The 13399-nt window shown below is 35.4% G+C and carries 6 protein-coding genes and 1 tRNA gene; 5 read left to right on the forward strand and 2 right to left on the reverse strand.

From position 1 onward, the window contains the following. Window positions 1-97: 97 nt before the first annotated feature. Together HH304_RS12770 and HH304_RS12775 are read left to right on the forward strand one after the other, a co-directional pair. The gene (locus HH304_RS12770; RefSeq protein ID WP_169682239.1) at window positions 98-5272 is read left to right on the forward strand and encodes a gliding motility-associated C-terminal domain-containing protein; all 5175 of its coding nucleotides are present in this window, start codon (window positions 98-100) and stop codon (window positions 5270-5272) included. A gap of 18 nt (window positions 5273-5290) precedes the next feature. Beyond that, window positions 5291-6226: a PorP/SprF family type IX secretion system membrane protein gene (locus HH304_RS12775; protein ID WP_169682241.1), complete on the forward strand. Its 936-nt coding sequence runs from the start codon at window positions 5291-5293 to the stop codon at window positions 6224-6226. Between the two features lie 3 nt (window positions 6227-6229). On the opposite strand, the gene HH304_RS12780 is transcribed toward HH304_RS12775, so the two are convergent. Further along, window positions 6230-7366 (reverse strand): site-2 protease family protein, encoded by a 1137-nt coding sequence (locus HH304_RS12780; RefSeq protein WP_169682243.1) that lies wholly within the window; start codon window positions 7364-7366, stop codon window positions 6230-6232. Further along, window positions 7356-7973, reverse strand: coding sequence for an HAD family hydrolase (locus HH304_RS12785; RefSeq protein ID WP_169682245.1), 618 nt, complete (start codon window positions 7971-7973; stop codon window positions 7356-7358). The genes HH304_RS12780 and HH304_RS12785 overlap by 11 nt, the downstream gene beginning before the upstream one ends. 87 nt (window positions 7974-8060) lie before the next feature. On the opposite strand from HH304_RS12785, the gene HH304_RS12790 reads away from it, so the two are divergent. The 3 genes from HH304_RS12790 (at window position 8061) to HH304_RS12800 (ending at window position 13390) form a co-directional block, all read left to right on the forward strand. Continuing rightward, window positions 8061-8134, forward strand: a tRNA-Ile gene (locus tag HH304_RS12790). 560 nt (window positions 8135-8694) lie between these two features. Further along, on the forward strand, window positions 8695-11745 hold the full coding sequence (locus HH304_RS12795; RefSeq protein WP_169682247.1) for a SusC/RagA family TonB-linked outer membrane protein: 3051 nt from the start codon (window positions 8695-8697) through the stop codon (window positions 11743-11745). Window positions 11746-11749: 4 nt separating this feature from the next. Then, entirely contained in the window at window positions 11750-13390 is a 1641-nt protein-coding gene (locus HH304_RS12800) for a RagB/SusD family nutrient uptake outer membrane protein (protein ID WP_169682250.1), read from the forward strand. Window positions 13391-13399: the final 9 nt, after the last annotated feature.

A 13399-nucleotide genomic window follows, 5' to 3' on the forward strand; every position in this document is an offset into this window, starting at 1 on the left:
TTGGTTACCTTTGCTAGATAAACCGGATATATTAGTGGATTAATATCTGGAATTTTTAGATAAAAGACTTTTTGACATTAACTATATTTTTACTCCTATGAATAGACACTTGCAACCAAAAGGAGATTTATTTCGAACCGGAGACATAAAAAAGCTATTTGCTTTAGTTGTCTTATTGTTCATATCATTTAATACTTATGCTCAATTTGATACCAAATTATGGTTTCCACCAGTATGGAATGCCGACAGGAATAATCTGAATGCACGATCAGAGTTTTTAATTACTACTAAATTTCCTGTAGCGAATGTCAGAGTATATACAGTTGATGGTGCCGTAGACCAAAATTTTGTTGTTCGACGTGGGGAACCGGCAAACATGCCTTTAAGTACGACTTTGGGGATGACTCTGAATTTCAATCAAAAGGAAACTTCAAAGGGGTTAATTGTTGAATCTGATTATCCTGTTCAGGTTACTTACAGGCTTGCTGCTGTAAATAATCAGAATATTGTAACACTTAAAGGTAAGCAAGCTTTAGGTACTTTATTCTATGCCGGGTCTCAAACCAGAAATAAGGATGCACAATATTATCCTGGTAAAGAAAACCATTTCATCTCTGTTATGGCAACAGAAAATAATACAGTGGTTAATTTTGAAATGCCAGCATCCTATACATATGGTTTTGATGGATTAGGAACAAAGAATCATTCAGTTACTCTTAATGAGGGGGAAACTTACCTTGTTAAATGTCAGGGGCCATTAGAGCATATTACAGGTACAAAAATATCCACAAATGGTAAAAATATAGTAGTTAATTCCGGTTCACAGCATACTAGAATTGAAGGAGCTTCAGCTTCTTCTGCAGAAGGTGGAGCGGATCAGTTAGTTCCGATTGGTAGAATAGGAAGTGACTATATAGTTATGAGAGGTGAAAATGATAATGGCTTTGAATATAGCATTATTGTTGCAACCGAAGATAATACTAATGTTTACGTTGATGGTGCCACTACTCCTGTAGCTACCTTAAATGAAGGAGAGTTTTATAACTTTATGCTGCCAGGTGCCTATACAGATGTTGGACGTGGTCATTATATTACTTCAGATAACCCGATATATGTTTATCAGGTTAGTGGATCTGATCCAGGAGGAATTAAAGATGAAGTTGGGATGGCAATTGTTCCTCCATTATACTGTGCGGGAAGTAAATATATTGAGTTTGTACCATTTAAGAACTACTCTCAAAAGCAACGTATAAACATTGTATTACCGCAAGAGGGTTTGGCTTCATTAAGGTATAATAATTTACCATATACAAGTTATTCAGGAGTTTCAATCTTCCCTGTAAATGGTAGACCAGATTATTATGCTGTATCTTTCCCTACTGAACATGTTAGAAATCAGGATAACCTGGTAATTACTTCCGAGGAATTTTTACAAGTTGGTTATATGACTGGAGCCAGTGGTACTGGTACTTATGGATTCTTGTCAGGATTTGGAAGTAAAATTGAGCCACTTGATCCTTATCACTATGCAAATACTGGTGAAAAGATTTATACTACAATTTATGATTTTGATTCTGATTTAGGTACCCCAGGATATCAAGGCGTTGTTCAGGGAAGTACTGTTGATCTTTGTATTTGGGGAGAAAGTTGTGCTCCGCCAAACCTGGTAAATAATGTAATTACTTCAGGAAATGGAGAGGAAGTTCAATATACTCCAAAATCAGACTCATGTTTTTCTTATACTGCTTCTAAGACATATTATGGTAAAGATACTGTTGAGATACAGATTATAAATGAATATGATGCTGTAGAAACAGTTTTTATCATCGTAGATGTTATTACTGCACTTGACCTGGCAATTGATGAAAGTTCAATTGTTTATAACGCACCAACATGTCCTGAAACAGATTTTACAGTTTCTTTTGATGTTACTAACTTATCTGATATTGTTTTTAATGATAATCTAAATATAACCTTTTACGATGGAGACCCCGGGACAACATCTGCCCGGCGTTTAAATACGATATCGGTACCAATAAATAATTTGGGTAATAACGATGTCTTTAGTGTTAATAATGCCCTGGTTGAAGGTACGGGAGAAGCTATAGTTGACTTACATATAGCAATTAACGATAATGGCACTAGTGGAATACCTATTGTATTTCCTTCAACAATCATTTTAGAAACTGACTATACTAATAATATTGGTGCGACTCCTGTTCAAGCGTTACCATTTCCATTAGAAGCTGAAAAGCTAAGAGATAATATAAATTGTGATCCTGCATATCCTGATAATGGAGCAGCAAGAGCAAATGTAATTATTAATGGAAATGTTCAAACTACAGGTTATAGCTACCGTTGGTATGATTCTCCAACTCCTGTAACAGGAAATGCAGACTTTACTCAAAGAACATATCCAGGACTTGCAGAAGGTACTTATAGTGTATATGCTATAAATGATCGCTTTGGATGTTTTTCTGATACCGTTGAAGTTCAGATTAATAGACAAACGGAATATTTTTCTGCTGAAATTGAAGAGATTTCACCACTTACCAGCTGTTTAACACCAAATGGTGCTTTAAGAGCTACTGTTCCTACTGCTGACGATAATGATTTCTATTTCTACTGGTATAATGATGAGTTTGTACAGGATAACTCAACTTTTGTTGGGATTGGACAACTTTTAGAAAATATCGATGAAAGTCAGTATACAGTTAAAGTTATTAGTAAAACTTCAGGCTGTTATGAGATTACTAGTGCATCAGTGTCTGATTTAAGAAGAGACCCAATTTTGACTTTGGATTCTTCACCTCAAACAAGATGTGAGCCAGCTGATGGAAGGCTAATAGCTTCAATAGACATGAGTCCGGCTGATTTTGACTTTACCTGGACTGATACAACTAATACATTGATTGGAACTACTCCAAATGTAAATGGTGTTGTAGCAGGAAAATATTATTTCAATGCAATTCATAAAACTACAGGGTGTTCAGCAATTGATTCTGTAATTGTTGATAGTCAAATTCCTGAAATTGATGTTATCCCTAATAAGGGAGCCGCCAATGATTGTTTCTTGTCTCCAGTTTCAGTAAGTGCACAATTTGCTAATGGGCAGACAGTTCCTGGAGCTCAATTTACATGGTATTATGGTTCAACTGTACCAGTATCAGATGATAGATTTTTTGCTGATGGAGCTTCTGTAGACAATGTTTCTCCTGGAGATTATATTATTGAGGTATTAAATCCTGCAAATAATTGTAAGGCTTATGAAACTTTACCGATTGAAGCAACAGCTTTGACTCCAGAAATCGATTTAGACCCTATAGCTTCTGACAACTGTGTTCCTGTTAATGGTGAAGTTTCAGGAAGAGTTATAAATATCCCTCCAGGATATAACCAGAGTGATTATACATATTATGTATTTATCGGCCAGAATGCAAAAGATCTAGGTAACGCAGACTATGTTGTTGATGGACAACCTACTGGATTAAGTTTACCTGACTTAGGTCCGCAATATTATACAGTAATTGCGAAGCAAGATTTTGAAAATGAATGTCTTTCTGCACCTCAATCTGTTCAAATTGATGATGATGCTGAATATCCAACTGCTATCAGTGAAACTATATTAAATGCTAACTGTTTGGATGCTGAAGGAAGAATTACTCTTAATTCAACACAAGCTTATAATTTCCAGTGGTTCAGAGGAGATATTGAAAACGACGATACGGTTGAAGACCTAAATCTAAATGATAATAGTACAACTCAGAGTGTATTAAATAATCAACCTTCAGGATACTATTCAGCAATTGTAACTAATCCTTCTACTGGATGTCAGGATAGTGTAGTTTCATTTATTGATATTCCTACATTAGATGAATATATATTGAGAACAGCAAAAGAAGATGATCCGTTCTGTTTTGTAGATAGTGGAAGAGTAACTGTGGCCTTGGCTAATACAAACTTTAATTATCCATTCGAATATACATTCAGGTTGGAAAGAATAGATGAGTCAAATAACTCAATACTAGTTCCATACACAGGAGACCCATCGAATATAGCTTATAATTATGGGCAACTTCCTCCATCGAACTATAGAGTTTCTTTAATTCAATTAGATGAAAATGGATTACCAGCTTACAATTGTAAATCTGAAGATATTGAAGTTTTAAATACTGAAGTGCCTCCAATTATTGAAGCAGAAGGAACAAACGCGCTGACAATTTGTAGCCCTCGTGATCCAGATGGTCAAGCTGAAGTGCGAGTGTTGAATGGAGATATTTACCTTCATGCATTTGAATGGACGGATGCGGGATCAAACCTTGTAGCTACTGGTTCGGAGGTTTATAACTTGTTGAATGGAACTTATACAGTTATTGCTACTAATCTAAACAATTACTGTAAAGCTGAAACAACAGCTGTGGTAGCTGATGCAAGGGTTTATCCAGAAGTAATACCTGAGTTATTAAAAGGACGTGAAGATTGTATTGAGCCAGATGGAATAATGACTTCGTATGTTCCAGGTGTTGATGATCAGTCTAACTACAAATTTGAATGGTATGATATGGTGGATGGGTCTACAGATTTAGATACATTAGACCATTATTATACAGGGCAAACTTTTGATGGATTTGATATTGGTGATTACACTGTAGTATCTATAAACAGGGCAACATCATGTCGAAGTGAGGCTGTATATGCAGTTGTTCCTGATCTAAGAGTTTATCCGGAATTTTATGTAAGAACTCAACCAGCAGCTTGCGAATACAGTAATGGTTTTGCCAGAGCTGTGGTAACCAATGATGTAGTAGTTGAGACTATCAGATGGGACATGGGTGGTGTATATAGTTTTGGATCAGATCTGATCAATATTCCATCAGGAATGTATGATGTTGAAGTAACAACTGTATTCGGTTGTATGAGTACCAAAGAAGTCGAGATTACTCCGGATATATTTATCTACAATGGTGTTTCAGCAAACGAAGATGGTAAAAACGATCATTTCATAATTGATTGTATTGGTTTCTTCCCTGATAACAATGTGAAGATTTTCAATCGATACGGTGATATGGTATATGAAACGGATGGTTATACTAATGATTCACCAAAACCAGGACAGGAAGCAGGTGTGATTCAAGGAAATAACTTCCGTGGATTTGGAAATAGAGGTATATATGCTGGTGGTAAGAAATTACCAGTGGGTACGTACTTTTATGTAGTGGATAAGGGAGATGGTTCTGAGCCTAAGAGTGGCTATTTGGAACTTGTGAGATAACAAAGCCAGCTAATTATAATGAAACAGACAACTTTAACAGCGATCATTTTAATTGTGCTTTCAATTACAGGGTTGAAGGCACAACAAAGACCGGTTTTTTCGCAATACATGTTTAATGGAATGGCGATAAACCCGGCATATTCCGGAGTTCATGAAACGGTTCATGGAATTGCTTCATACAGAGATCAATGGATAAATCTAGAGGGGGCTCCTAAATCACTTGCATTTGCAGTTGATACTAAGCTTTCGAAGAAGAACATTGGCCTTGGTTTGATGATTACCAATGATCGAATAGGAATACATTCGGATATAGGTGTTTATGCAGCATATTCATATAAAGTCAGAACTCTGGGAGGAACTCTTTCTATGGGACTGCAAGCTGGTTTTAATAATCTGAATTCGGATTATTCAAGATTGACTCTTGATGATATTACTGATCCGAATTTACAAGGTGTTAATAATTCATTTAATCCTAATTTTGGTGTAGGAGCATACTGGAATAATAGTTCATCTTATGTTGGGTTGTCGATTCCGTATATTCTACATAATAACACCTTCGATAAAAATGATATCAGTACAGTTACCGAATCAATTGAAAGGAGATATTACTTTCTAACAGGTGGTCATGTATTTCCGGTATCTAATAACCTGTTATTCAGACCTAGCACCTTGTTAAAAATTCAGGAAGGAGCTCCTGTCGATGTTGATATTAATTTGAATTTCATTTTATATGGACGTCTAAACCTTGGAGCTTCATATAGAACCGGAAGATCATTAGTTGGTATGTTCCAGATCCAAGCTACACAAGAATGGAGTTTTGGTTATTCATATGACTATGTATTTAGCGATTTGAATCAATTTAACAGGGGTACACACGAGTTTATTATACAATATGGAGTCAACATTGATAATAGTCACAAATCAATGCCATGCCCTTCATATTTCTTAAGATAAAATTTATTCAATAATTAATGGCTGGGGGCTAAAGCTGATAATGAAAATTATTATAGCTACCCAGCCAATAATTTTTCTACCCATCGATAGTTCATTATTAATTATTGCAGGAGGATGATATATTCCAATAAATCTTCCAATAATCAAGCTAAAGAAAAGCCATCCTGTATATCCTGTAACGTTAGGGAAATAGAAGTTAACAAAGTATTGAATAGCATAAATACTTAGTGCCAAAAGAATCTTTGTTAAAGGGTCTTTAGTTACTCTTCCAAGAATAAAATACAGAAAAAGCAGGTATAATGGGATAGCGATCAACAAATCCTTTATTGGTTGTCTACTACTGATGAAGCCTGTTCCGGCATAAAGTATAAACAGGATAAAAAAGACCAGAGAAATCCTTCCTTGCCATTTTCTTCCAAATAATCCAAAGAGAACATGGCCACCATCAAGTTGGCCAATTGGTAATAGGTTTAAAGCAGTAAATATAAGCGCAAGGTATCCTACAAATAAAAATGGATAGTGAATGATTTCAGCCTTACTTGGTAATAAGCTATAGTCTTCAACTACATATTTTTCAAAGAATAATGTCAATAGATTATCTCCGACAAAAATTTCTATTGTATTCTCGTCTTTAGGAGGTGAGTAGTTAAAACCTTTTCCTGCTTCATTGTATTCGGGGTGTATCTCGTATTGATATTCCTGGGGGGGTAAATGAGTATATCCGTACCAGAGTAATCCAAACGCAATAATAAATCCAGCCAAAGGTCCTGCTACACCAATATCAAAGTATTCTTTTCTGCTTTTTACTAAACCTTTTAACCTTATAACTGCACCCATTGTACCTATAGTAATAGGGAATATTGGCAGGGGAGGAAAAGGGATATAATATGGAAGAGTTGTTTTAACCTTATATTTTATTGCAGTAAAGAAATGACCGAATTCATGAAAAGTAAGAAATAGTAAAAATGGCCATGCATACATAAAACCGGAATACCAGTCTTTTTGTGTCCATTTATTAATCATGTCTACAGGCTTTCCTTTAATCCAGAAAACACCTGCAATCACAGTTGAGACAAATGTTAATACAAATAATAAAAGATGTTTGAGAATGTCTTTTAAAGTGAATTTATTATCTGTCATTATTAAAGAAATTGATTAAAACTTCTGGTCCATCTACTAAGATTGCTTTAATACCTAATTGTTTAGCAGAATTAACATTTTGTACTAGGTCATCAAAAAGTAAAGTTTCTGAAGGGATAAGGTCATTTTCTTCAAGTATTTGTTGAAATACTTCCGGGTTTGGTTTTCTTTTTCTCATAGAAAACGAATAATAAGAGCGGTCAAAATATGATCCAATATCTTTATTCCCGTTAGTTCTTTCAAGAATATTATTTACTCCATCAAGGTGAATAGGAGAAGTATTACTCATTAAATAAGTAGAATAATTTTCTCTTAAATTTTCTAATAAGGTAATTCGTTGAAGTGGAATATCTAGCAGCATTGCATTCCAGGCTTCATCTAATTCTTCATCTGAAAGGTTGTGATTTAGGATCTCTCTCATCTCTTCGCGAAACTCTTCGTTATTGATTTCGCCTAATTCATACCTTTCAGTAATTTTTGATTCAAAAATTTTCGCCTTGGCAACATCGACGTCACTATTGCAATAAGATACTAGTTTTGAGTATGTTAAATCAGTGTTTAGGTTGATGATTACACCACCAAGATCAAATATTATGTTTTGATACATAAATTTTTCTTTAATCAGTTTGGGATTTTATTCTGCAAATATGTAACATTGCAATCCCAAATCAAAGCTGAAACGAAAAGGCTTTTGGGGCCCTTAGCTCAGTTGGTTAGAGCACCTGACTCATAATCAGGTGGCCGCTGGTTCGAGCCCAGCAGGGCCCACAGTAAAAAAGAAGCTTCACAGAGATGTGAGGCTTTTTTTATACCCAATATTATGTTGCATAAATGCTGGGTGAGAAGTTTATGCTGATATTGATGTCATATCTGAAAAATAAATAAGGGTTTAAAATACCTTAATTAGGAGCAATCATAAATTTTATTTCATTGACATCAATCGTCAGTAAGCCCAGCAGGGCCCACAGTAAAAAAGAAGCTTCACAGAGATGTGAGGCTTTTAAATGATTCAAACTGTTATAAATATATCAATCCAATTAACGACCATAACCAAGGGTAAATATTTCAATATCTGCAATAATTTTCTCATTAGATTTTTGTGAAAATCACCCTCTCAAATTGTGAAAATGCTCTTTGTATTGTGATTTGATATGATTGTATAATTGTCATATCAGTTATTTAATACAAATGAAAGACATTAAAAAAAGACCTGAACATTCAGAAGTGCCCAATAGGAGAAAGTTGAGAAAACTTCTGTTACTGGAATTACTAATAATAGGCCTAAGTCTTGTCATTGCCTTGATTGCTTACATTAATTACCTATAAACATGAGAGTAAATTTTACTGTTTTTATTGTCCTGATGATATTTCAAATTCAATTGGTCTTTGCCCAACGATCAATTTCAGGAACCATAAGGGATTCTGATGGATTTGGACTGACTGGTGCAACCATATATATTGAAGGAACCCAAATAGGAACAACTGCCGGCATTGATGGAGAATTTTCTCTAGAGGTACCTTCTGATGAGACAATTCTAATAGTCACCTATATTGGTTTTAATCCACAAAAAATTATAGTAGGAGATCGCTCAATCTTCAATATTATCCTTGAAGAAAATATAGAATTACTTAATGAAATTATTGTTGTAGGGTATGGAGAAATTAAGAAAAGTGATCTTACTGGTTCTGTAGGTTCGGTTGATACTGAACAAATTCAAAAAATAGCTACAGTTGATATTGGTAGAGCTATACAAGGGAAAGTTGCCGGGGTACAGGTTACTACCAATTCCGGAGCACCTGGATCTGGAACTAGTGTTAGAGTGCGTGGTATCGGATCATTTTCTAATTCAAATCCTCTATATGTAGTTGACGGCTTTCTAACTGATGATATTAGTAATGTATCTCCAAATGATATTGAAAATATAGAGGTATTAAAAGATGCTTCAGCCACTGCAATTTACGGATCAAGAGGAGCTAATGGTGTAGTTATTGTTACCACGAAAAAAGGATTGTCAAATGGTGTTCAGGTTGAATTTAACGGTTACTACGGTACTCAATCAGCATGGAAGACCATTGATTTGTTAAATGCAAATGACTATGCCCAGACCTATCTGGATTTAAAAGGAGGGCAATTAAGTGGAATAGAATCTGAGGATTTAAGGCAATGGATTCAGCAAACTTTAGCTGGAAATAACTCAGGGACAGAATGGCAATCGGAAGTACTACAAAATGCTCCGATTCAATCTTATGATATAAGTGTAAGAGGAGGTTTTAAAAAGTTAAGATATAGTTTCGGCGGAACTCATTTTAAGCAAGATGGCGTTGTTATAAATTCTTATGGTAAACGATCACAAGGAAATGTTGATTTGGAATTTAAGGTAACAGATAAACTCTCCTTATCGGGTGGTTTGAAGTATTCAATAAACGAAAATACTGTTTATGATCAGGGTACTTATTCAAGTGTTTTGGGTACTGCAGTGCGAAAAGATCCTGTTAATCCTGTTCTGGATCCTGTAACCGGAAATTGGGACCGTACAAATTTAACAGACATAGAAAATCCAGCCAGATTGGGTTATATTAGCCAATTCAGAATTCAAGAATCAGAGAGGTTACAGCCCACTTTTGGAATTACCTATAAAATTACTAATGCACTTACTTTCAGAAGTAATGTAATATGGGATAAAAGGGACATTACCGGTAACTACTTAAGACCAATTTATACCACTGTTGAAAGTAAGAATCTAGGTAATAATGGACAGCCAATAATTAATCCCCAAGAAACAAATACTACTGAAGAGCTACAGGTTCAGACAAATAAATTAAATGTTCTTCAAAATTCAAATACCATATCCTATGATAAATCTATAAATGATCATAGTATCAATGCCGTATTAGGATTTGAAACGTATCAAAGTGACATCAGCAATATTACAGAACAAGTTTTTACTGACTCAATAGGTGTATCTGATCCGTTAAGAGAAAGAGCATTTAATTTGATGTCTTATTTTGCTCGTGCGGTTTATTCATACAAGAGCAAATATTTATTAACCGCTACTGTTCGTAGAGATGGATCAAGTAAATTTCCTGAAGAAAATAGATGGGGTACTTTTCCTTCATTTTCAGCTGGATGGAATGTTGACAGGGAATCATTTTTTCCTGAATCGAAAATCATTTCAGGATTAAAAATAAGAGGAGGCTGGGGAGAAGTTGGTAATCAGGAGCCAATACAGCCTTATGCTTTTTATTCTGTTTTAAGTCCAGGTTGGCAATATGCATTTGATAATAATTCACCCTCTCAGGGCTATGCTCCGACTTTTATTCCGTCAGAGAGTATTACCTGGGAGGTTTCCCGGATGTCAAATGTAGGTCTGGACTTTTATTTTCTAGACAATAGGCTTTCATTATCTACAGAGTATTATATAAAAGATACTAAAGATTTATTAGTTGATTCGCGATTTGTGCCAGCTCCGGTTTTTGCCGGAGCCCAGGCACCTACTTCTAATGCAGGGGCAATGACTAATAAAGGTCTTGAAATCACATTGGATTTTAAGCAAAAGTTTAAATCATTTTCTTTTAACGTTGGAGGGAATATAGCCTTTATAACCAACGAAGTTACGGCTATTGGAGCTGCAAATAACATCCAAGGTGCTGCATATGAAGCAAAAACACAGATTCCAGCTACCCGTACTGTAGTTGGTGGAGAGTTTGGAGCGTTTTATGGGCTGAAGTCCCAAGGAATATTTCAATCTGCTGAAGAAGTTGATGCACATGGTGCTCAACCAACTGCCCAACCTGGAGATGTGAAATGGCTGGATCATAACAATGATGGAGAAATTACTATTGAGGACGCGGTTTTACTTGGAAGTCCAATTCCGGATTTTACTTACGGATTTTACCTAAATGTTGAGTTTAAGAATTTTGATTTTAGCGCATCTTTTCTGGGTAGTCAAGGTAATGAAATTGCTAATATCATGACCTACTACTATAGGGGCTCAGATGTAATTGATAATAATCTTTTGAAGTCACGAGTTGAAAATGCCTGGACGGGGCCAGGTTCAACTAATACTGAACCAAGATTAACTGAGTCTGTCACACAAAATGATTGGTTTAGTGATAGATATATAGAAGATGGTTCATTTCTGAGGTTAAGAAATGTTCAATTAGGATATACTTTGCCTTCTCAAGTCACTAGCAAGATAAAACTTAGCAGGGTAAGATTTTACCTTTCCGCAGATAACTTATTGACCTTTACAGATTATTCAGGCTTTGACCCAGAAGTAGGTCTTGCATTTAATGGAGACCCTTTTGGAAATGGGGTAGATCTGGGAAATTATCCACAACCGAGAACAATCATTTTTGGTACAAACATCAAATTTTAAATCCATGAAATCATCAATTTCACTTTTAATATTTCTGGTATTATTTATTTCATGTAGCGATTTTCTAGTAGAAGAGCCAACTACTGAAATTACTGAGTCAGATTTCTTTACATCCGAAGAAAATGCAATCACTGCATTAAATGCCGTTTATGATCCACTTGGGTGGGGTGAATCCTCAATACTTGGGAGTAGAGGCCATTCATATGAGTTTATTATTGGGGATATCTGTACTGATGATTCAGAAAAAGGCTCAACTACTGGTGATCAATCTAGCATCAATTTTTTAAAGAATTTCACCTCTGGTGCAGGATCCAGTAATTTGTCTGTATTATGGAGTAAGCATTATATCGCAATAGCCAGAGCAAATTTTGTTTTGAAAAATCTGGAAGATGCTCCTTTTAATGATTTAGTTAAAGAGGAGCTTCAGGCAGAAGTAAGATTCGTTAGAGCTTATAGTTATTTTTTACTTGTTCGAATTTTTGGGCCTGTGCCATTATTTGATAAACCTGTTAGTCCGGAAGATATTAATACAAAAGATTTTACGAATGCTGCAATTAATGAGATATATCTCCAAATAGAGGAGGATTTAAACTTCGCAATTGAAAAACTTCCGGTCAAAGGTGTTAGAGAAATTGGAAGAGCAAATAAAGGAGCAGCTGCGGCCTATTTATCAAGAGTTATAATGTATCAGTTAGGTACTGATAATACAAACCAACATACATGGCAGGAAGTTTTTGATTTAACAAACAACTTTATTGATGGTTTGTATGGAAATTATTCTCTAGCTGTCAATTATGCTGAGTTATTTGATCCGATTGGAGAAAATAACAATGAATCAATTTTTGAAATTCAATCTATAGATAATGATATAGATCCATTTAATGAAGGTGCTTATGTTGGATCTGAATGGTCAATTTTTCAGCATCCTCAATTCATGGGAGGGTGGGGTTTTAATACGCCAACCCAGGATTTAGCGAATTCTTTTGAAGCAAATGACCCGCGAAGGCAAAATACAGCTTTAACCAATGGAGAATTTGCCTATGGTATTGAAATGATTGAAAACATCAGAAATCAAACAGGTTTTTATTCAAGGAAAGCAATATTATCTCCTGATTTTTGGGGATCGGGAGGTGATGGCAAGAGAAAAGGCTCGGGATATAACATAAGAAAATTCAGATATGCTGATATTCTTTTAATGAACGCCGAGGCTGCTTATCACATAGGTAATAATCCTCAAGCCATCCTACGCCTTTCTGAAATAAGAAACAGAGCAAGTCAGAGTACATATCCACGTGGATTTGATTCAAGTGATCCTGAAGGATTTACTCAAACAGGTTTTCCCCCTTTAGATAATTCTATTATCCCTACTTCAGGACAGGCACTACTAGATTTTATTTATCTGGAAAGAAGAAGAGAATTTGGCATGGAGCAACTGAGGTATTGGGATTTAGTACGTACCGGAAGGTATGTGTCAACTATGGAAATGAAATATGGGACTTCCGGTTCTGTAATTCTTAATCATTCATTTGTTGCCGGAGGTGATAGAACAGCTGGAAAGACAATTGTAAATCCAATTCCGGTATTTCCAATTCCTGCCTTCGAGGTAGCAGATTGGGGAATCCTGCAAAACCCTGGATATAATTAATAACCAAAT

This window comes from Marinigracilibium pacificum, assembly GCF_012926615.1.
Lineage (GTDB): Bacteria > Bacteroidota > Bacteroidia > Cytophagales > Cyclobacteriaceae > Mangrovivirga > Mangrovivirga pacifica.